The organism is Flavobacterium sp. LS1R10 (assembly GCF_003968825.1).
Lineage (GTDB): Bacteria > Bacteroidota > Bacteroidia > Flavobacteriales > Flavobacteriaceae > Flavobacterium.
On sequence record NZ_RYDH01000001.1, the window covers coordinates 664,928 to 687,264 of the forward strand.

Genomic DNA, 22,337 nt, shown 5'->3' on the forward strand with positions numbered 1-22,337 from the left:
TTTAAAAGAAACTTTTTGTTGTTTTACCGGGCTAATTATACCCTTTTTTTATTTTACAATAAAATAATTTTGTGGCATATAAATTATACATTTGAATTTCTCATCTTTGTTTCTTTAAAGTTGGGAAAGTCCATATAAAAACAAATATGAAGAATTATAAAAACACACTATTTTATTTAAGTGTTACTGGCGGTTTTATAGCACTAATGTATTGGATTATAACTAAAGGGAAGCATTTAGAAGTTGCAGAAACGATAGTGACACCAGAAAGTGGAAACGGTTCCTGGAGTGATTTTTTAGCGTCGATTCAGCATAACTTCCAAGATCCTTTGGCTATCCTTTTGGCGCAAATTATTACGATTATTCTAGTTGCTCGTGTTTTTGGCTGGATTTTCAAGAAAATTGGTCAGCCTTCAGTAATTGGGGAAATTATTGCGGGTATTGTTCTAGGACCATCCTTACTGGGATTGTATTTTCCGGAATTTTCAATTGCTTTATTTCCTGTTGAATCGTTAGGAAACTTAAAGTTTTTGAGTCAGATAGGACTGATTCTTTTTATGTTCGTGATAGGGATGGAACTCGATTTAAAAGTGCTGAAGAACAAAGCAAATGAAGCCGTGGTAATCAGTCATGCGAGCATCGTCATTCCCTTTACTCTCGGGATTGGTCTGGCTTATTTTGTGTACAATCGATTTGCTCCTGAAGGAGTTAAGTTCCTTTCTTTCAGTTTGTTTATGGGAATTGCGTTGAGTATCACTGCTTTTCCAGTTCTGGCCAGAATCGTTCAGGAACGAGGAATTCATAAAACAAAGTTAGGCGCTATTGTTATTACATGTGCTGCTGCTGATGATATTACGGCTTGGTGTATTCTGGCAGTGGTCATTGCGATCGTGAAAGCAGGAACGTTCGTGAGTTCCTTATACATTATTATGTTGGCGGTACTTTATGTTGTAGCTATGATTTTTATTGTAAAACCATTTCTAAAAAGAATTGGGGATTTATATGGTTCCAAAGACAGTATTATAAAACCAGTTGTGGCGATCTTTTTTCTGGTACTTATTATTTCCTCGTATGCTACTGAGGTTATCGGTATTCATGCTTTATTTGGAGCGTTTATGGCGGGAGCCATTATGCCAGATGTTCCAAAATTCAGGACCATATTTATAGAAAAAGTAGAGGATGTGGCGTTGATTCTTTTACTGCCTTTATTTTTTGTATTCACAGGTTTGAAAACTGAAATTGGGCTGATCAATGATCCGTATTTGTGGAAAGTGACCGGTTTTATTATTCTGGTAGCGGTAGTAGGAAAATTTTTGGGGAGTGCATTGGCCGCCAGATTTATAGGGCAAAGTTGGCGGGATAGTTTGACAATTGGCGCTTTGATGAATACCAGAGGTTTGATGGAATTGATTGTGTTAAACATCGGGTTGGAGCTTAAAGTGTTGACTCCTGAAGTCTTTACCATGATGGTCATTATGGCTTTGGTCACTACTTTTATGACAGGTCCGGCCTTAGATCTCATCAATTATATTTTTAAAACTAAAGATGGGGTTGAGATTTTGGAACCATCAAATGATAACAAATACCGAATTTTAATTTCATTTGGAAACAATGAAAAAGGAAAATCGTTGCTTCGATTGGCCAATAGTTTGATAAAAAAACAGAAAAACACTTCCAGTGTTACCGTCATGCATTTGTCTTTAAGTGATGAGGTACATACTTTTAACATGGAAGACAAAGAAAAAAATAGTTTTTATCCTATTGTTGAAGAATCCCATCTCCTGAAACAGGACATCACCACGATTTTTAAAGCAACGATGGATATTGAAACTGAAATTGCCGATGTAGCCAATCAAGGCGACTATGACTTGTTATTGATAGGTCTAGGGAAATCTATTTTTGAAGGGACTATTCTTGGAAAAGTAATTGGCTTTACCACACGGATCATCAATCCGGATCGTTTGATTGATAAGTTTACCGGCAAAGAAGGCTTGTTTGAAAACTCGCCCTTTGATGAAAGAACCAGACAGATTATTTCTAAAACCAAGATGCCAATAGGGATTTTGATCGATAAAGATTTACAGCACGTAAACCATATTTTTATTCCAATTTTTAGCCCTGAAGACTCTTTTTTGATTGATTATGTGCAAAAATTAATTTACAACAACAATTCTAAAATTATTCTTTTGGATGTAAATGGGCATCTTACGACTAATTTTGTCATGAAGAGCGCTATTGATTCTTTGGAGCAAAAATACCCAAATAACATTGGTTTGATAACCGATAAAATCATTAAAAAGGAATTTTTAGATCAGCAGGATTTAATGGTAGTCAGTCTTGAAAGTTGGAAAGACTTGGTGGACTCCAGAAGCACTTGGCTGAGCGGCGTTCCTTCGGTATTAATTTTAAAACAATAATATGAACTGGATTTTATTAATTTTAGGAGGTCTTTTTGAAGTGGGTTTTGCCACTTGCTTGGGCAAAGCCAAGGAAAGTTCCGGAATGGCAGCCACATTCTGGTTGTGCGGATTCTTGATTTGTCTGGCAATAAGCATGGGATTACTTTACAAAGCCACACTCACTTTGCCTATAGGCACTGCATACGCGGTTTGGACTGGAATAGGAGCAGTGGGAACCGTATTGGTTGGAATTTTTGTCTTTAAAGAACCAGCTGATTTTTGGCGAATATTTTTCATCACCACTTTGATCAGTTCTATTATAGGATTAAAATTTGTGTCGAGTCATTAAAGGCCTATATTGAGGACGAAGCTTATTTTGACAGCAATATTATCTTGAAATTTACTCAACTGATTGGGTCCATACCGGTAAAACCCACCTAATCCAAGTCCTTTGTAAATTTGATTCAGTTCGATTCCCGATTCGAAATACCCTTTGTTCAGTGTCTTATAATCCAGTCCGATGTGCTGCTCCGGGTTTTGTAAATTACCCCAAGCCACGCGGGATACAATGACTAAAGACGGTTTTATTTTTTTGAATAATGTGACACGGCTAAACCCGTGCTTGAATTGAAAATAGGCATATTGACTGGAGAAAAACTCATTGAAAAACATGGTTTCAAAACTGTTTTTGCCTGAAAAAGTGATCCTTTGAATGATAGTTTCTTTGGTAATATTATTAGGCGAGGTGTTGTACAAATGAGTTAAGGGTATTGCACCAAAAGAATATCCTGCCTCGAAAAGTAAGCTTGTTTTTTGACCGTTTAAATATTTTTTTTCATACTCTGTTTTAAAATCTATTTTGCTAAACTCAAAATCATTTTGCCAGATCTTGGGGAAGGATTGGGTGTATTGAAACGTAAATTTAGGAAAACGTTTTTCAACCTCAATTCGTCCCGTAGGCGTTTGCATATAATCACTAAATGGATTCCAGCGCAAAGAAACCATCGCAGTAGTCATCACGTAATTAGGATATAATTTTCCGTTTAAATTGAAAATATAATTGAATTGTGGCTCCACAGCCGTTCTAGAGAGTTCCCATAAACTTTCGGTTTTTGGAATGATTTTAGTCTCTATAAATGTTTTCCAAGTTACATAATTATAAAAAGTACTGATGTTTATTGGTCTGGGATCATAAATTTTAAAAGGCTTTTTGTCAATTGCAAATACGGTACTGGCAATTTCTCGAAGATCATCCGTATAGGAAACTCCTATCCAGGAATTAGTAAATTTCCCTACACGTGCTGCTATTCCTAAGTTATACTTAAAATCATTATCTTTTGTTCCGTAAGCGGTGTATCCTTCGACTCTGAAATTTTTTGAAAATCGTTCGTTTGTAGTGCCCCCAATTCCCAATCTAAATCCTTCGTAGTTATTATAGCTAAACAATTTTCGTAAGTCTAAATCGAATTTTCCTATAGGTAAATACCCGTTGATAATTTTCCTGCCAAAACGGAGGCGGCTTTCAATTCTTTTTTTGATCGAAATACTGTCGAGTGCTTGATAGGTCTTTTTGCTTCGGCTGTCTAAGCTGTCTTTTCTGTAAGTGTCCCAAAAAGCTTCTGGTTTATTAATCGCATCGTCTTTGATTTCGATAGTGACGGCTGATTTTTTTATTTGGATTGGAATGTTATATTGGATTTCAAAATTGTTGGTTTGCGACAATAAATAGGTGAAATCCGAGGCTGTTTTTTTTCGTTCTTTAAAATCGTTTTCTACATCACCATCAAATTGAATCGTTCCGCCAAGGATTTTTATATCGTCATCATTTTTGCCCTTTACAATTTTAAAGGTTTTGTCCGTTGGAAACCATAATTTTTCACTGGGAATGTACTTAAAGTTATGAATTCCACTAATGTCAAGAACGCCTTTTATGCGCATTACTGCTTTGGCGACAGCAAAATTATTTTGGTCAATATAAAGTACGCCTTCCAGTCCTGACGCTCTTCTTTTTTTCTTATTCTTGAAGTAAATCATGTAGGTGTTTCTGCCGTCAATGATCAGGGAATCCAACAGTTTATAGTTGTAATCTTTTAGGGCATCATTGGCAATGGGGCTGTTGTACTTGGTCTCAAAAAGTTCGTAACGGGAATCGTAAATAGAGAAGGACTGCAAATTAAATGCAATGATTTCATAAACAGGTTGCTTGAAACCCGCCATTTTGGTACCTAATATAGTTTCTTTTAATGTGCTATTAGCAAATTGATATTGTGATACTTTTTCAGTTTGAAACAGATGTTGCTGACGTACGATATCTTTAAACTTATACTCGGAAGAGTCAATTTTTGAGAACTGATCACCGCTTGATTTTTGGACAAAAACAGAATCGATTCTCCCGTCAATGGAGTCAGGATTTGCGCTTACAATGAGTTTATTATAGGATTTAAACTCGAAACTGTAGAGTTTTTTTTGGGGGTTATTATTGTCTTTATTTTCGATCGCCTTTCGGATAATTGCCAAAGCTGGGTTTTCGTCTGGAACCACCACTTCATTCAGATCATCTGTTTTTTGAGATAGCATGACCACATAATAATTTTTGTTTTTTTCAAGGGTAATTCTGGCTTTGGTGAAACCAATATATGAAACATCAAAGGCTGTAAAGGGAATTGGAGTAACGATACTAAACTTCCCATCGACATCAGAGATGGAGTTTATACCGTCAGTTGTAGTAATCGTGGCAAAAGGCAATGGTTTATTGGTTGTAGACTCTTTCACAATTCCATTGACTTGAAACTGCGCCTGTAGCGAAAGCGTTAAAAAAAAGAAGAACACACACAATTGCTTCATAAATAGGGTTTACTGCAAAACGGGTATAATCTCATTTTGGTATCGCAAAAGTAACAATAAAAAAATCCGTTCCCCTAAGCGAACGGATTTTTAATAGGATTTGAAAAGGAATTACACTTTCATGATTTCAGCTTCTTTAACCACTAAAAGTTCATCTATTTTGCGGAAATAACTATTGGTTAAGTTTTGAACTTCTTCTTCGGTACTTTTGCAAATGTCTTCTGATGTTCCGTCTTTTTCTAATTTTTTGATCTCAGTGTTAGCATCTTTTCTGGCATTTCTGATACCCACTTTAGCGTCTTCGGCTTTCTCCTGCTTGCGCGAGCGTCCCGCTCGTGAACACAATCTATATTGTCACATACTTTAATTTTAAAACACTACCACAAACCAAAATTATATTAATCTACTGCAGGCATCAAGATCGGGACGCTCGCTCCAGCAGCGGGGAAACTCCCGGCAGCGTGGGTTTTTTTATAAGATTTGAAAGGGAATTACACTTATGTTTTTTTTAAATATCCGAGCGGTCAAGCATAATTTATAAAAAAGGCAGCTTTAGAAATACTCTAAAACTGCTTTAATACTTATTCTCCCATACGATAAGAACTCGACATTAAAACTCTGTACAACATAATTTTACCTTTTTTCTGTTCATCGCAATCGATAATATAAATTACTTTGCATTTTTCAAAAGCATCATAAGTACTTTTTATAATTCCATATTTTTCAAAGAAATCAATTCCTATAATATCTGTTTTGTGTTTCTCTAAAAATGATTTGTTTTCTGTTCTTGTATCTGTTCGAGTATTGCCTTTCTCAGTTAAAGAATTTTTGCGGTCTGGTTTAGTGAAATTAAGATAATCACTGTCTTTATTTTTAACTAAATAAAAGAAATATTCACGATAATTTGAAGTATGTATCATTCTTTTTTGAAACTTGTCTTCTTTGAATTTAACGTAAATAGTATCAAGATTTTTCGTATGTTCAATATCTTGACAATATCCGTAATTAATCATAAGAAATAAAAAAATTGCTGTTTTCATAATAGATTTAATTTTAATTATCGATCTAATTCCCTGCTTGCGCGAGCGTCCCGCTCGTGAACACAATCTATATTGTCACATACTTTAATTTTAAAACACTACCACAAACCAAAATTATATTAATCTACAGCAGGCATCAAGATCGGGACGCTCGCTCCAGCAGCGGGGAAACTCCCGGCAGCGTGGGTTTTTTTATAAGATTTGAAAGGGAATTACACTTATGTTTTTTTATATATCCGAGCGGTCAAGCATAATTTATAAAAAAGGCAGCTTTAGAAATACTCTAAAACTGCTTTAATACTTATTCTCCCATACGATAAGAACTCGACATTGAAACTCTATACAAAGAAATTTTGTCTTTTTTTCGTTCATCACAATCGATGATGTAAATTACACTATTTACAGAAAAAGCATCGTATCTGCTTTTTTTTATACCGTATTTTTGAAAAAAATCTATTCCAACAATATTGTTTTTATGCTTCTTCAGAAAAGATTTCTTTTCGAATCTAGGCGAATATTTTTTGGCCGTCTCTGTTGAATTATCTTTAAAATCAGGTTTAGTAAAATATAAAGAACCTTCGTCTTGACTTTTATCAAGTGTAATTGTATAAAAACGATAATCTGCCGAACCCTCTTTCGTCTGATTAACAGATTTTTTAAACTTTACGTAAACAGTATCAAGTTTTTTGATATACTCAATATCTTGTGCATAACTATGAGAACAGCAAAAAAATATAATTAAAAAGGCTAATTTTTTCATATTAATAAACTTTAAGTTAGCGGTCTAATTCAGTTTTACCAGCATCAATATAATTTTGGTGTAACCTAAGAGCATCTGATGGGTTAGGAAGATCTTTTTAAAACCGCTTGTTTCATTCAATCCGTTTAAGCTTAAATTCCCAGCTCGCGCGAGCGTCCCGCTCGTGAACACAATCTATATTGTCACATACTTTAATTTTAAAACACTACCACATACCAAAATTATATTAATCCTTAATAGGAATTACGAGCGGGACGCTCGCTCAAGCAGCGGGAAAATGTTTTGCATCAACGTATTTTATTATTCCAACACCGGACAAACATTCATCGAATTAACTTCATATAAGAGAACATTGACTTTTTTCTTTACGGTAAAATCAATAATATAAAATACTTTTTTTGTGTAAACAACTGACATATAATGTCATTCTGCTCATATTTTTTTTTAAAATTTATTCCAATTATATGTTTTTTATTTTTTTTAAAATGATTTATTTACTTTCCTAACTTCAGAGACAATATTTGCTTCTTTTTTTTTCAATTTTTAAACTTTGGGTGTTGAAAGTAAAGCCCGAACTTTGCGGGTAAAACAAAATTGTAAGCGCCCTCTCATCAAAATTATTTGGTTGAATTCTAGTATCAATAGCGTATTTTTTTTCGTTGTTTTTTCCTTTGAATTCAATATAAATAGTTTCGGACTCTTTGAGAGAATTATAGTTTTGGCTAAACACTTTTATAGAAAACAGTAGCACTAGCAATAAGTAAGGTCTCATGATATGATGATTTGGTTTATGAGCAAGGTTCTTTTGCAGTCAATGTTTTGCTTTAGTAACAATAGCACTAATTTTACTCTCCCATCATATATGAACTTGATATTGACACTTCATAAATAGGAATTTGTCCATTTTTCTCCTCTGATCTGTCAATTATGTATATTACTTTACATTTTTCAAACGCTTCATAATAGCTCTTGAAAACGCCATATTTTTTAAAAAAATTTACTGAAATTATCCTTTTCTTGTTTTTCCTTAAATACGATTTTTTGATAAATCTAAAATCTGATTTGTCACCTATTTCTCTTCTTGTAGTTGAGGGGTAATCACTTACATTAAATTGTAAATATTCATCCTTGTTTTTTTCTTTAAATTTTATAATATACCATCTCTTAAACCCTGGATTATCTTTAGGTAGAACGGTCTTAATTTGCGTAGCGCTTTCTTTGAAGTCTACATATATTGTATCTAAGTTTTTGATTAAAGAAATGTTTTGGCAATAAGTAATACCAGAAACGAACAAAAGCATTATGTATAAGTTTTTCATATTTCTATCTATCTAATTCTATTTTTCCTGCGTTAATATATTGATTTAAGAGGGATTGTGCATCAGTGTCTTTAGGAAAATCAACTTTAAAACAACTTGTTTCATTTAGTCCACTTAAACTTATATATTTATAAAAGTCTAGCCAATTAAAACTAGTAGAAGTCATTGGATTTGTTGTCGGATGCATTGTATACGCTTCTAGGATAGTTCTTTTCGGTCCGGTCGTTACCAAATCTCTTATTTCTCCTAGAACTTTTTGCATTGTAGGTATCATTTTATTATACATGAAATTATGCTGTTCATTAGCTGTAGGATATTTATTATTTAATGCTTCAACAAAAGTAAACCCTACAGCAGGATTAGCTGCTTTTGAAAAAAGATAAGCATGAATGCATTCGTGTAATATTGTTTTTGCATTTTCAATATTGGTTTGGGATTTTGTTGTTCCTGCAATGAGTATTTGTTTACTAATTTTTATCGTCAAATTTTTGGTAACTGGATCTTCACTTGTAGTGGCGTTAACTTCTGGTTTAGAAGTGTCATTGTCTTCATATACTCGATCGGCTATCTCAAATTTAACATTAAATCGTTTACTATCGTGGAAAATATCTAAAAACAGTTTTTTAAATTCAGCAGACGTTTTTAATGCATCGAATAATTCATTGAACTTCTGATTTTCGGGTTTTGTAGTATCATAGGGAATACTTGAACAATCAATATTCATTGGTGATTTAAAAGAAGACTCAATATCGATTTTTAATGAAGAGTCTCCACTTAATGGTGTTATTATTTGTAAGGAAAATTCTTTACTTTCATCGCTCCATTTGTTGTCTATTTGATATTGGATAATTTGATTGTATGAATTAGGGTTGTCAATAGCCCATTGTTGCTGCTGAAAAGAAAGACTGTTATAAAAAATCACAGTATTCTTTATATCAAAACTATTTTCTGCACTCAATATAGGGATTGTAATATATTGTTGATAATTCTCCGTATATGTATCCTCTGTTGGATAATCACTATTGTCGTAGCCGCCACCACCTCCTGTACCGTAGGGATCGCCAAAACCACCATCACTTCCTGTTGAACCACTTGTTCCACCACCACCAGTACTACCACATGCATCAGGTGTTAATACTTTAACTGTTCTTATATAAAGGGTTGAAACTTGACACGACGCACCGGGTAAATGATGTTGTGTACTACCTTGATAAGGTGCTGAACACCATAATTGTTCTACATATACGAAACATTCTGATTCTGTGGTTCGGTTCTGTGGTTTGTTGTTATTAAATTTAGGTGCTTTTTCTAAACGATTCATTTGAATTTTACCTTCAAAATTCAATAATTGACCTTCTGATAATATAATATTATTAGGTATATATTTTAAAATGTATGCTCTTGGATTAGTATTAATTTCTTCTTGTATAACTAAATTTTCAAAACTTAAATTATCAGTAGCATTGTTTCTTTTTATTGCCATTGTATAAGAAATAATATTATTTAATTTAATTTTTTTTACATTGTCGTTAGTGATGATAAAATCGTTTTGTTTTTTGAATGCATTTTTTTTTGTAATCAAATTTCCACCTACTTTTTCAACTAAGTCTTTAAATTTAGAATCTTTTGCCAAAAGCTCTTCAAATTTCATTTCAGTAATAGTTGCTTTGCCAATTGAAGCATCAATATTTTCCTCATATAAATCTTCACTACAACTAAGTAAAATTAAAACCAAGCCAAGGATAGTTGTCCTGCATAAATAGTTTTTTAGCTGTTTGTTTGTTTGTTTGTTTTCATAAAATTTTTAAATGTTAATATTTCATAAAAATAAGAAATATTTTATAAATTATAATACCCACTTGTAGTGATATTTACAAAAAACAGAAAACCCGTCCAATTATACTAACGGGACGGGTTTCAATAGGTGTTGAGGTTGTTTTACACCTTCATGATTTCAGCTTCTTTCACCACTAAAAGTTCATCTATTTTACGGATATAACTATTGGTTAAGTTTTGCACTTCTTCTTCGGCACTTTTGCAAATGTCTTCTGATGTTCCTTCTTTTTCTAATTTTTTGATCTCAGTGTTGGCATCTTTTCTGGCATTTCTGATACCCACTTTAGCGTCTTCGGCTTCAACTTTGGCTTGTTTGGCAAGATCACGTCTTCTTTCCTCAGTTAGTGCAGGAACACTGATGATAATTACATCACCGTTATTCATTGGGTTAAAACCAATGTTGGCCACCATAATTGCTTTTTCAATCACGTGTAGCATGTTTTTTTCAAAAGGTTGCAACGTAATTGTTCTTGCATCAGGCACACTGATTTTTGATACCTGCGAAAGCGGTGTTGCCGATCCGTAATAATCAACAAAAACACTTCCCAGCATGGCAGGAGATGCTTTTCCGGCACGAATATTCAAAAATTCTTTTTCTAAATGTGCAATAGAACCGGTCATGGATTCCTTGGTGCTATCTAATATAAATTCAATTTCTTCAGTCATTTTTTTAGGTTTTGGGTTTTGGGTTTTAGAAATTTGGAGCAATCCAAAAGCTATAACCAGGAACCATTAACTATATATTTACTACGGTTCCTATGTTTTCTCCTTCGCAGATTTTCAATAAATTGCCTACTTTATTCATATCAAAAACCACGATTGGTAATTTATTTTCCTGGCTTAATGTAAAAGCGGTTGTGTCCATTACATTCAATCCTTTTTTGAGGACATCTTCAAAGGAAATAAAATCGAATTTTACGGCAGATGGATTTTTTTCCGGATCACAATCATACACACCATCCACGCGAGTTCCTTTTAGAATCACATTAGCATTGATCTCAATACCCCGTAAAACGGCTGCGGTATCTGTTGTGAAATATGGATTTCCGGTTCCGGCTCCAAAAATTACAATTCTTCCTTTCTCCAGGTGGCGGTCTGCTCTTCTTTTGATATAAGGTTCCGCAATGGATTCCATTTTTAACGCCGTTTGCAAACGGGTTTTCATTCCTTTTTCTTCCAGTGCACCCTGTAGGGCCATTCCGTTGATCACAGTGGCCAGCATTCCCATGTAATCTCCTTGCACTCTGTCCATTCCTGCGCTGGCTCCGGCAACTCCTCTAAAAATATTTCCACCACCTATTACAATCGCTATTTCTACTCCTTTATCATGAATTAGTTTAATTTCGTCAGCGTATTCAGCTAGTCTTTTTGGGTCAATTCCGTATTGCAAGTCGCCCATTAAAGCTTCTCCACTTAGTTTAAGAAGAATTCTTTTGTATTTCATGTGTGTGTTGAGTTGATTGGTGCAAATATAGACATATTCTGTTTTCTAAAAAATGCGTTATTTAAATTTTATAAATTTAGTTTTCCGTACGATTTTTTTGCGGCTTCATAGCCAATGTTAAATACGGCATCCATTTTAATTCGGTTGGTTTCAAACGTACTGTACAGGCATAAATCCTTTGGTTCTATGATCCAGTCGCAGATGTTAAATTTATGCATATTAGAATTTGCCGAAAGAATATCAAAAGCCCGAGTCGTTACCGCTTTGATCGTATTCAAATCTTTGGCGTCTATTTTTTGAATGGGACTCACGTAAACACCAATCAGGGTATCGCATTGTCCTTGCAGGATATCTGTTGGAAAATGATTTAGGATACCTCCGTCACTATAAATGCTTCCTTTTATTTCATAAGGGGACAAAATACCCGGAAACGCCGAGGAAGCTAAAACAGCATCTGTAATTTTTGTTTCGGGGGCAAATATTTTTAGTTTTCCTCGAACCATATCGGTAGCTGTAATTTGAATTGGAATTTTTAAATCGCCCAAAACAGCCTCTCCAAAAATAGTATGAAAATAACTTTTGAAGGATTCTGAATCAATCAACCCCGCCTTTTTAAAGGTCAAATGTTTCCAATGAAAAAGATAGATCGACTTGAAAAACTCCAGAATTTCCTCCGGTGTCTTTCCCCAGGCATACATTGCACCAACAATAGCACCTGCGCTCGTACCCGCTATCTGAGACGGGCGTATGTTTTTTTCTTCTAAAAATTTGATCACGCCAGCATGAGCAATACCCTTAGAACCGCCTCCGGAGAGAACTAATCCTATCGATTTTGTTTTTAAATCCATCTTTGTAATTTAGGATAAAAATACACTTTTTGTAGAATTGAAACTGATATAAGTCATCTTTATAGGCCAATTTTATGCTAACTTTGTGTAAACAATTTACGTATTATGAAAATTCCTGTAGCTAAAGCATTATTTAACAGTCATTCCTATACCGAATACAGAAAACTTATTTCAGATTTAATATTGGAAGGAAAATCCACAGGAAAGGAACAATCCGAAAATTTGACGCAGTATAGCACCCTGAATGAAACCCGTATGCATCGCTTGGACAAAACCATTACAATTACGGAAGAAAATCAGATTAAGTTAAAGAATCTAAAAAGTGAATACATTTGGGTAGTAATTTCAGAAGGTTGGTGCGGAGATGCTGCTCAGTTGTTGCCAATCATGAATACAATGGCAGTGCAATCTGGCAAAATTGACTTGAGAATTGTGCTGCGTGATGAAAATGAAGAACTAATGAACTTATATCTGACGAACAAAAAAAAATCAATTCCTATATTGATCGTTGTCGCTAAAACAACAGGCGCTATACTCGGTAGTTGGGGACCAAGACCTAAAGCTGCTGCTGATTTGGTTGCGGATTATAAAAAAGAATTTGGCGTTATTGACGAAACTTTAAAAACCAACTTACAACTCTGGTATTTGCACGATAAAGGGATAACAACCCAAAAGGAGTTGATTGGTTTAATGGTTGATTTAGAGGTGTAATTTTTAAGTCAATACGCATCAAATTTTGAATAGTCTAACCTATTTTGTTTAAAAAGTGATTATAGGAAGTCAGGCATGTACTTTTATGGTAGCATGTCTTAAAACCAACTATTTTAAAAAAATATCTGATATTTATCAAGTTATCGATACCACAACACCTGTTTTATTGCTATCAGAGTTGCAGATTTAGGATTATTGGTCTCAAATATAGTTCAACCGTGTAGACTAAATTCTATTTGCCAGTTATAGCAGGAATCAATTTAACAAAGTTATTCCACGAGAATCCTTTTTTTGTAGTTTTGTTAAAAAGGAATAGTTGTGATAACAGACATTAATTTATTGGATTTAAATAAAACCTATTCGTATGTGAATTATCTAACTTGGGAATTTCAGAAAAAAATGGAATTAAGAAGGGGAGAGGATTTACTTCTCCTGATCTTTCCGCATCGCATGATAATACGCAGCACGGCTCAATGGTTCGTATTCTTCGGTTTCGCCCAGCATGACGAGTTTGTCATTGTCGGTTTTGCGGAAACTGTAATTCGCGAGATTTCCCGTGCGGGTACACACGGCATGGACTTTGGTTACATATTCAGCAGTTGCCATTAAAGCAGGCATCGGGCCAAAAGGATTTCCCTTGAAATCCATATCCAATCCGGCCACAATAACACGGATTCCCTGATTGGCCAAATCGTTACAGATCTTGACAATTTCGTCATCGAAAAACTGTGCTTCGTCAATGCCCACTACATCACAACCTTGCGCCAAAATTGCAATATTTGCGGCAGCGGGAACGGGCGTAGAACGGATTTCATTAGCATCATGAGAGACCACCATTTCATCATCATAGCGGGTGTCGATTGCTGGTTTGAAAATTTCGACTTTTTGCTTGGCAAATTGCGCTCTTCTCAAACGACGGATCAATTCTTCGGTCTTACCCGAAAACATGGAGCCACAAATGACTTCGATCCAACCAAATTGTTCTTTGTGATTTACTGTATTTTCGAGAAACATTTTGTATTTTTCTGACTTAAAAAATGAATAGTTTTTATTGCTTTATAATAAAGAAACCGACTTAAAAATTGTATACTTTTACGTCGTTTCAAAAGTATAAAATTTATATCAAATGGGAGATTCGAGAGCACTTATTTAAAAAAATAAAAATCGTGTTCACAAAGATTCCCTTTTCTTGGGACGATATCAAACGGAATACGAAAACGCATCAAAAAAGACCCGCTTAACACCCTATAATTTCAACAGACATGAAAAAAAAATTGGAAGCCGATTTAATCAGCATTGCACACAGAATATTACAGCTAAAGAATAAATCTGATATCAATCAATTATATCTGGAAACACAGAAGTTATATGAAAAACTTTCTGTCTTACGATTTGTGGACGAACATTTCAGTGAAGCAAAACCAACCATTGGTATAACGGAAATCAGCAGAGAAATCGCAGCTGTTTTTGATACAACTGATTCCGTTCAACCACAAACAGTTGCGGTACTAGAAGAAACAATAGTTGAAGAAACAGTAGAAACGACTTTGGAACAAACCCAAGAAATAACTCCTTCAGAGGAACCGGATCCAGTTGCAACGGAAGAAGAAAGTGCCGTGGAAGTCCAAGAAACTGAAGCTGATAAAATTCCTGAAGAGGAAATAATTATTGAGGAAGCAGCTGCTGAGAAAACTATCGAAATGCCTTTAGAGCAAGCCGAAGCGCTACTTGAGGAGCATGAAAAAGAAGAGGAAATGGTAGTCGGCGAAACAGTTGTTGCTACGGAAACGGAAGCAGAGGATGAGACAGCAGAACCGGAAGCGCCTTTTGAACCTGCTTTTGAATTATCACAGGAAGAAGAAACGCAGACGGAATTGGAAATGCCAAAGAAAGCGCAAGCGGTGCAAATCTCTTTTGAGGATTTATTAGGAGGCAATTATCACGACACGCTTTTTGTAAAAAAACAGCAAGTAGATAACATTCCAACAGCAATAGTTATTGAAACTCCAAAAGAAAATCTACAACCTGAAGAACCGGAATCAGAAAGTACTCCCGCAGCACCAACCGAAAAAGTAGAGCCAAAAATAGTTTCGCTGAACGAAAAATTAGCCAAAGGAATCAATATCGATTTAAATGACCGCATTGCTTTTATAAAACATCTTTTTGGAAACAGCAGCGAAGATTACAACCGCGTTTTAAATCAATTAATCACATTTGATACCTTCTATGAAACTAGAGATTTTATCCAGGAAATGGTAAAACCGGACTATAACAACTGGGAAGGAAAACAAGAGTATGAAGAACGTTTTATGGATATTATAGAGAAAAAATTTTTGTAAATCGCCTTGAATTGTTCTGAATATACATTTGAACAAATACAGACTTTCTTTAAATTTTGTATTTAATTATTTTATCTATGTCAAAATTATACATCGTTCCTACGCCTATTGGCAATCTCGAAGATATGACTTTTCGAGCGATTCGGATTCTTAAAGAAGTCGATTTGATTCTCGCCGAAGATACGCGTACAAGCGGAAAATTGTTAAAGCATTTCGAAATTGGCACTCACATGTACAGCCATCACATGCATAACGAACACAAAACCATCGAGAATTTAATTTCGAGGTTAAAAGCCGGAGAAAATATCGCCTTAATCTCAGATGCAGGAACGCCAGCGATTTCTGATCCTGGTTTTTTACTGACCCGCGCTTGTGTTGAAAACGGAATTGATGTGGAATGTTTACCGGGTGCAACGGCGTTTGTTCCGGCATTAGTCAACAGCGGTTTACCCAATGATAAATTTGTTTTCGAAGGTTTTTTGCCTGATAAAAAAGGACGCCAAACTAGATATTTAGCGTTGGCAGAAGAAACCAGAACGATGATTTTATATGTTTCTCCACATAAATTAGTAAAAACTTTAGCGGAATTCATTACCTTTTTTGGCGAAGACCGCCAAATATCGGTTTCCAGAGAATTATCCAAACTACACGAAGAAAATGTTCGCGGAAGCGTGAAAGAAGTGGTCGATCATTTTAATAAAATAGCACCAAGAGGTGAAATTGTCGTCGTGATCAGTGGAAAAACTATCACTAAAGAACCTAAAAAAAGTAAATTTTCGGAAGAAGAATAACCCATAAAAAACTATGAATTTAGAATCCTTTTTATATAAATTAAAGCAAACGCCAGAAATGATCACGTTTGCAGAAACCATCGCAACAATTGAAGATAACTACGATTTTACTCCTACAGCATTTGAGAATGGTTTGCAACACAATGCAGCTGGAGAAAATTCAGGATCTTGCAAGTTGTTCGCTTTCGCTGAAATTCAAAGTTTATCAGAAGCACCAACATTAGCCTGTTTTGGAGCGTATTATTACGAAGATGTTTTGCAAAATCCAAACGGAACAGATCACCAAAACATCCGCAATTTCATGAAAACCGGATGGGATGGAATTGCATTTTACGGAAGTGCTTTGGTTTCAAAATAAAATTACAATCCGATGTCAGGTCGAGCGCAGTCGAGACACATCAGTTGGTCTCGACTGCGCTCGACCTGACAAAATTCCTAATACAATTTTATAATCCCAAATCAATATGCGTTGGACCCTAAAACCAAAACCTTCCGAAAATGCCGTTCAAGATTTGGCGAAAGCATTGAATGTAGAAGATTTTGTAGCCACTTTATTAGTGCAACGCGGCATTGAAACTTTTGAAGATGCCAGACGCTTTTTTCGTCCGAGTTTAGATGATTTGCACGATCCGTACTTGATGAAAGATATGGAAAAAGCAGTTTCTAGAATCGAAAAAGCAATTGAAAATGAGGAAAATATTCTTGTTTTTGGCGATTATGATGTCGATGGTACCACCGCAGTTTCTCTCGTTTCTTCCTATTTAAAAACCTATTATCCAAACGTGGCGACTTACATTCCGGATCGTTATGATGAAGGGTACGGAATTTCATTTAAGGGAATTGACTTTGCTGATGACAATGGGTTTTCACTTATCATCGCTTTGGATTGTGGTATAAAATCCATTGATCATGTGGGGTATGCCAAAGCAAAAAACATCGATTTTATCATTTGTGACCACCATAGACCAGGAAATTCTCTGCCTGAAGCCGTTGCTGTTCTCGATCCAAAACGTGATGATTGTAATTATCCTTATGATGAGTTGTGTGGTTGTGGAATAGGTTTCAAATTGATTCAGGCTTTGGGTGTCAACCGAAACCAGACAATTGAGGATTTGGTTCCGTATCTGGATTTAGTATCGGCTGCCATTGCCGCTGATATCGTTCCGATGACCGGAGAAAATCGGGTGCTGGCTTATTTTGGACTGCAAGTTATAAACACGGATCCAAGACCAGGAATCAAAGCTATAATCCACCAGATAAAAAAACAAACCTTAGACATTACCGATGTTGTTTTCATCATCGCTCCCAGAATAAACGCTGCCGGACGGATCAAACACGGCAATCATGCGGTAGAATTACTAACCGAATTTAATTTTGAGCAAGCCCAACAATTTGCTTCTGAAATTGAGGCATATAATTCTGAACGAAAAGATTTAGATAAATTAATTACCAAAGAAGCGTTGCAACAGATTGAGGAAAATAATGAAAAAGAACGTTTTACTTCCGTAGTTTTTCAAGAAGATTGGCACAAAGGAGTAATAGGAATTGTTGCTTCCCGATTGATAGAAACCTATTATCGACCAACACTTGTTTTTACCAAAAGTGGGGATAAATATGCGGCTTCGGCACGATCCGTAAAAGGATTTGATGTGTATAATGCACTCGAAGCGTGTACAGAATATTTGGAACAATTTGGCGGTCACATGTATGCTGCGGGAATGACATTGGCGGCAGAAAACTATCAAATCTTTAAAGACGCTTTCGAAAAAGAAGTGGAAAGAACCATTCATTCGGATATGTTGACACCCGAAATTGCAGTTGACGCCGAGATTGATTTTGCGGATATTACTCCAAAATTAATTCGGATTCTGAAACAATTTGAACCGTACGGACCACAAAATATGACCCCAATTTTCCTGACTAAAAACATCAAAGACACTGGTTATGGAAAACCTATGGGTCAAGAAGAGGAACACCTAAAACTTTTTGTCAAACAAAATAATTCCGAAGGTATTGCTGCAATTGGTTTTAACTTAGGTGACAAAATGGAACTGACTACGCATCAAAAACCTTTTCAAGCGGTCTATTGCATTGATGAGAACGAATGGAAAGGAAAAACAAGCTTGCAATTGCGATTGCGAGATATTAAAGAATGATTATTTGTTATGAAAAAAAAAGACCCGTATTCGGCACTGCGGTATAAAGAATTCAATATTTTTTTGTTATTGCGTTTTGCTATGGTTTTTGGCTGGTCGATGCAATTTATTGTCATTGAATGGGAAGTCTACAGTTTAACCAAAAACCCGTTGTCCTTAGGAATTATTGGATTAATGGAAGTTATTCCAGCCATTTCAATGGCTTTATTTGCCGGACATATAGTCGATCAAAAGGAGAAAAAAGGATTGCTATTTAAATGCATATTAGGATTTTCAATTATTAGTTTGGGCTTGTTTTTATTTACATGGCCACCCTTTATAAAAGACTTTTCTACCCAAACTATTTTATATTCTATTTACTTTTTCGTGTTTTTAGGCGGATTGGTTCGTGCTTTTCTTGGCCCGACGATATTTTCTCTTTTGTCTTTGATTGTTCCTAAAAAATTATATCCCAATGCTGCCACTTGGAGCAGTTCTGTTTGGCAAATAAGTTCCGTTTTAGGACCTGCGGTAGCCGGTTTTTCGATCAATTGGATTGGTGTTCATTGGTCCATGTCCATCGTTTTGGGGTGTTCACTTTTTGCGTTAATCGCTTTAACCCAAATTGCAACGAAACCTATTTTGAATCCAAAAATTGGCGAACCCATTATGGAAAGTTTGAAGGAAGGTGTGAAGTTTGTCTACAACAATAAAACGATTTTAGGTGCTTTATCACTAGATATGATTGCCGTCCTTTTTGGAGGAGCTGTAGCGCTGTTACCCATTTTTGCACAGGATATTTTGAAAGTCGGTCCCCAAGGATTTGGTGTTTTGAGAGCCGCACCGGCAGTTGGCGCATTTTTGATGCTAATAATATCCGCTTATATTCCTTTTACCAAAAATGCGGGTATGAAATTGTTATCGGCAATTTTTGCGTTTGGGATTTGTATTATCGTTTTTGGACTTTCATCGATTTTTTGGTTGTCAGTTGCGGCTTTATTTTTAAGCGGTGTTTTCGATGGGATTTCGGTGGTGATACGCCAAACTATTTTGCAATTGAAAACTCCGGATCACATGAGAGGCCGAGTTGCAGCCGTGAATTCTATATTTGTGGGTTCCTCTAATGAATTGGGTGCTTTCGAAAGTGGATTAACCGCAAAGCTGATGGGAACTGTTAGCGCAGTGGTCTTTGGTGGAAGCATGACACTGATTACCGTATTTATTACAGGAGCTGTATTCCCTACTTTTAGAAAACTGGACTTGCAAAAAGATATTGAGGAACATGAAAAGAGCGAGTAATATTGTCATTGCTTCGCCAGTTTGCTATCACTCGTGTCCGACAAGGGGGAATCACACAATTTGAATAACTTGATGTGATTTCTCCTTCGTCGAAATGACAAACTGCACGGTTGTTAATTACAAAAGTAGAATGGCATTATACATTCTATTTTAAAAAAATTTCAAGATTATTTTACCAAACTTTTATGCTTTTTTATGTTTTATTATTTAGAACAAATATAAATAATACTTATATTTGCTTCAAACTAATGAAACATGCAAGAAATAAAACAAATATATCATAACAATTTAGGCACTGCTTTCTACTGGAGAAAAGATAATGACGTTGTACTGGACAAAGTCCAATTGGTTTTTAGAGAAATGGGTTTTTATTTTACCCAACAGGAACTGCAACTATTTAAGCGTTGTATTGAAGACAGCTATATCCAAAACAGATGCTGCGACGATTGTGAACTGAAAAACAAATGCCACAAATTTTTACTAAAAACACCTTGTTCCCAAATTGATTTGGCCGTTTCCATGGAAGAATTAGATGCCGTAAAAGATTTGGTAGAAGGCACTTTGTTTAAAATAAATCTAGATGATTATTTGTATGGAGAGGGAATGAATTAGGGTTGAGTTATTAATTTCAACTTCAATCTTTTATAAACAGTTTGTAATTTTAGACACGAGCGAGGTGCTCGTGCCAGCTGGGGGAATCACGTTTTAAATATTCAATCTCTCTTTTTGCTAATTCTAAATATTTTTCCATATTATTTTTTAAGTATATTGGTTTTTTGTGCGTCAAATTCTTCTTTCGTCAAAACTCCATCATCAAAAAGTTTTTTCAATTGGGTTAATTCATTTGATGCGCTATTTGTTGGTTTAACTACAATATTCTTGTTTTTATCGTTTGAAACAGACCATATTAAAGCTACTATCCAACCAATAACAGTCCAACCTAATAGAAAGTTTAAAATGATTATTGAACCCGCATTTCTTAATTTATAACCTAAAATACTGGGTAAAAAATAAAGAGCTATTAATGAAATTATAATGATTGTTTGCATATTTTCTATTTAAGATTAATTTCTACTAAACTGTACACCAACTCGTTTATAGATATGACATGATCAGCACAATCCTGCCAAATTTATAGAGATTGAAAATCGAATCAATCAAATATTACCTAAATCAAATATACAAAAAAAGAAAACGTCAACGGAGAAGCATTCGGATATTTATAAGTTTTTTATGCAATAAAAATAGGAAGTCAATACTAAAACACTCGAAAATTTATTAATACTTTTTAATCTCAAAATTCTCACCGTCAAAAACACCATAAGTAAAATACGTAATCCAGTCACCTAAATTCACATATTCGGCATTTTCTCCTACTGTTACTTTCATAGGCAAATGACGATGGCCAAAAATAAGGTAATTGTAGTGTTTGGTTTCTAATTTTCTTTTGGAATACAGAATTAACCATTCATTGTCTTCACCCAGAAAAGTCACATCTTCATCACCAGAGATCAGTTTGTTTTTTACGGACAGGTATTGCGCCAGTTTAACTCCAATATCCGGATGCAACCATCTGAAAAGCCATTTGAAAAACGGATTGGCAAACACTTTTTTCATGCGTTTGTACCCTAAATCACCGGGACCTTTTCCATCACCGTGGCCAATAAGGAATGTTTTATCTCCAAAAGTATATTCTTGATTGTCATGAAAAACTGGAATGTTCAATTCCTTCTGAAAATAATCTTCCATCCATAAATCATGGTTTCCCACGAAGAAATAAATAGGGATTCCACTGTCTCGGATTTCGGCCAATTTACCTAAAATACGGATAAACCCTTTTGGAACTACGGTTTTGTATTCGAACCAAAAATCAAATAAATCGCCCAATAGAAAAATAGCTTCAGCATCGTCTTTTACTTCGTCGAGCCAAGCTACGAATTTTTGTTCTCTCGGGAAACTCAATTCGGGTGTTGGTGCTCCAAAATGCTGGTCGGAGGCAAAATATATCTTTTTGTTATTGGGTAATTGCATGAAGTTACAGTATGGATTTTACATTATCACTGGCAAACCATTCCGCGAAAGAAGATTCGGTTTCTTGTAATTTCAAAGAGAAAAGGGTGATTCCTTCGGGTAATCTTCTGATGATTCTTTGAGAAAAATCAACTACCATATTTTCGCTTGTTGGTTGGTATTCTACTAAAATAACATGGTGTCCGCGAACTATTAATTCGTTTGCCAATTCGATATGCGGGGTTGTTCCGTTGAAAACAGTCGCATGGTCAAATTGATCTACTATTTCTTCTTTTACAATTTTCTTTAAATCCGTGAAGTCAATCACCATTCCAAATTTCACATTAGAGCGATCTGAAATTGGGGTTCCAATTACCGTTACTGACAATTTATAACTATGTCCGTGGACATTTTTACATTTCCCATCATAGCCATATAAGGCGTGTCCGGTTTCGAAACTAAATTGTTTAGTAATTCTGATATTGCTCATTGGAGTTTAATTTTGATGCAAATTTAGCAAATTGATATGAGAAATGGGATGTAAATATTTTCCCTCCCCAAC

General features: G+C 35.1%; 21 protein-coding genes and 1 pseudogene. 9 read left to right on the forward strand and 13 right to left on the reverse strand.

Going from position 1 to position 22,337, the window contains the following annotated elements; translation table 11 throughout:
* The first annotated feature begins 146 nt into the window (after positions 1–146).
* Positions 147–2,417: a cation:proton antiporter gene (locus EKL96_RS02965; RefSeq protein ID WP_126457986.1), complete on the forward strand. Its 2,271-nt coding sequence runs from the start codon at positions 147–149 to the stop codon at positions 2,415–2,417.
* 1 nt (position 2,418) lies between these two features.
* Positions 2,419–2,748 (forward strand): DMT family transporter, encoded by a 330-nt coding sequence (locus EKL96_RS02970; RefSeq protein WP_126457989.1) that lies wholly within the window; start codon positions 2,419–2,421, stop codon positions 2,746–2,748.
* Here EKL96_RS02970 and EKL96_RS02975 read toward each other — a convergent pair.
* The 9 genes and pseudogenes from EKL96_RS02975 to EKL96_RS03015 form a co-directional block, all read right to left on the reverse strand.
* Positions 2,745–5,243: a DUF5686 family protein gene (locus EKL96_RS02975; RefSeq protein ID WP_126457992.1), complete on the reverse strand. Its 2,499-nt coding sequence runs from the start codon at positions 5,241–5,243 to the stop codon at positions 2,745–2,747. The two genes, EKL96_RS02970 and EKL96_RS02975, sit on opposite strands and share 4 nt — an antisense overlap.
* A gap of 111 nt (positions 5,244–5,354) precedes the next feature.
* Positions 5,355–5,552: pseudogene (locus EKL96_RS02980) on the reverse strand (ribosome recycling factor); the annotation flags it as partial.
* Positions 5,553–5,824: 272 nt separating this feature from the next.
* The gene (locus EKL96_RS02985) at positions 5,825–6,283 is read right to left on the reverse strand and encodes a hypothetical protein (RefSeq protein WP_126457995.1); all 459 of its coding nucleotides are present in this window, start codon (positions 6,281–6,283) and stop codon (positions 5,825–5,827) included.
* Between the two features lie 301 nt (positions 6,284–6,584).
* Positions 6,585–7,043, reverse strand: coding sequence for a hypothetical protein (locus tag EKL96_RS02990; RefSeq protein WP_126457998.1), 459 nt, complete (start codon positions 7,041–7,043; stop codon positions 6,585–6,587).
* Positions 7,044–7,888: 845 nt separating this feature from the next.
* Complete coding sequence (locus EKL96_RS02995) at positions 7,889–8,362, reverse strand: hypothetical protein (RefSeq protein ID WP_126458001.1); 474 nt, start codon at positions 8,360–8,362, stop codon at positions 7,889–7,891.
* A 4-nt stretch (positions 8,363–8,366) separates the two neighbouring features.
* Positions 8,367–10,097: a hypothetical protein gene (locus EKL96_RS03000; protein WP_126458004.1), complete on the reverse strand. Its 1,731-nt coding sequence runs from the start codon at positions 10,095–10,097 to the stop codon at positions 8,367–8,369.
* A 203-nt stretch (positions 10,098–10,300) separates the two neighbouring features.
* Complete coding sequence (frr, locus tag EKL96_RS03005; protein WP_126451955.1) at positions 10,301–10,864, reverse strand: ribosome recycling factor; 564 nt, start codon at positions 10,862–10,864, stop codon at positions 10,301–10,303.
* Positions 10,865–10,934: 70 nt separating this feature from the next.
* Positions 10,935–11,642: a UMP kinase gene (gene pyrH, locus EKL96_RS03010; protein ID WP_126458007.1), complete on the reverse strand. Its 708-nt coding sequence runs from the start codon at positions 11,640–11,642 to the stop codon at positions 10,935–10,937.
* Between the two features lie 68 nt (positions 11,643–11,710).
* Positions 11,711–12,490 (reverse strand): patatin-like phospholipase family protein, encoded by a 780-nt coding sequence (locus tag EKL96_RS03015; protein WP_126458010.1) that lies wholly within the window; start codon positions 12,488–12,490, stop codon positions 11,711–11,713.
* 105 nt (positions 12,491–12,595) lie between these two features.
* Here EKL96_RS03015 and EKL96_RS03020 point away from each other — a divergent pair, with 105 nt between their 5' ends.
* A complete protein-coding gene (locus EKL96_RS03020; protein ID WP_126458013.1) occupies positions 12,596–13,201 on the forward strand; it encodes a thioredoxin family protein in 606 nt (201 codons plus the stop codon).
* 423 nt (positions 13,202–13,624) lie between these two features.
* Here the strand turns inward: EKL96_RS03020 and EKL96_RS03025 are convergent, their stop codons facing one another.
* Positions 13,625–14,215, reverse strand: a complete 591-nt coding sequence (locus tag EKL96_RS03025; RefSeq protein ID WP_126451959.1) for a thymidine kinase — start codon at positions 14,213–14,215, stop codon at positions 13,625–13,627.
* Positions 14,216–14,463: 248 nt separating this feature from the next.
* Here EKL96_RS03025 and EKL96_RS03030 point away from each other — a divergent pair, with 248 nt between their 5' ends.
* From EKL96_RS03030 to EKL96_RS03055, 6 genes are all read left to right on the forward strand, one after another.
* Positions 14,464–15,540, forward strand: coding sequence for a hypothetical protein (locus EKL96_RS03030; RefSeq protein WP_126458016.1), 1,077 nt, complete (start codon positions 14,464–14,466; stop codon positions 15,538–15,540).
* Between the two features lie 77 nt (positions 15,541–15,617).
* Complete coding sequence (rsmI, locus tag EKL96_RS03035) at positions 15,618–16,331, forward strand: 16S rRNA (cytidine(1402)-2'-O)-methyltransferase (protein WP_126451961.1); 714 nt, start codon at positions 15,618–15,620, stop codon at positions 16,329–16,331.
* 13 nt (positions 16,332–16,344) lie between these two features.
* The gene (locus EKL96_RS03040) at positions 16,345–16,689 is read left to right on the forward strand and encodes a HopJ type III effector protein (RefSeq protein WP_126458019.1); all 345 of its coding nucleotides are present in this window, start codon (positions 16,345–16,347) and stop codon (positions 16,687–16,689) included.
* Positions 16,690–16,795: 106 nt separating this feature from the next.
* Positions 16,796–18,487, forward strand: coding sequence for a single-stranded-DNA-specific exonuclease RecJ (gene recJ, locus EKL96_RS03045; protein WP_126458022.1), 1,692 nt, complete (start codon positions 16,796–16,798; stop codon positions 18,485–18,487).
* A gap of 9 nt (positions 18,488–18,496) precedes the next feature.
* Positions 18,497–19,765 (forward strand): MFS transporter, encoded by a 1,269-nt coding sequence (locus tag EKL96_RS03050; RefSeq protein WP_126458025.1) that lies wholly within the window; start codon positions 18,497–18,499, stop codon positions 19,763–19,765.
* A 255-nt stretch (positions 19,766–20,020) separates the two neighbouring features.
* A complete protein-coding gene (locus EKL96_RS03055) occupies positions 20,021–20,377 on the forward strand; it encodes a hypothetical protein (protein ID WP_126458028.1) in 357 nt (118 codons plus the stop codon).
* A gap of 140 nt (positions 20,378–20,517) precedes the next feature.
* On the opposite strand, the gene EKL96_RS03060 is transcribed toward EKL96_RS03055, so the two are convergent.
* The 3 genes from EKL96_RS03060 to EKL96_RS03070 form a co-directional block, all read right to left on the reverse strand.
* Positions 20,518–20,814 (reverse strand): superinfection immunity protein, encoded by a 297-nt coding sequence (locus EKL96_RS03060; protein WP_126459070.1) that lies wholly within the window; start codon positions 20,812–20,814, stop codon positions 20,518–20,520.
* Positions 20,815–21,043: 229 nt separating this feature from the next.
* On the reverse strand, positions 21,044–21,796 hold the full coding sequence (locus tag EKL96_RS03065) for a UDP-2,3-diacylglucosamine diphosphatase (RefSeq protein WP_126458031.1): 753 nt from the start codon (positions 21,794–21,796) through the stop codon (positions 21,044–21,046).
* Positions 21,797–21,800: 4 nt separating this feature from the next.
* Complete coding sequence (locus EKL96_RS03070) at positions 21,801–22,265, reverse strand: 6-pyruvoyl trahydropterin synthase family protein (protein WP_126458035.1); 465 nt, start codon at positions 22,263–22,265, stop codon at positions 21,801–21,803.
* Positions 22,266–22,337 lie beyond the last annotated feature (72 nt).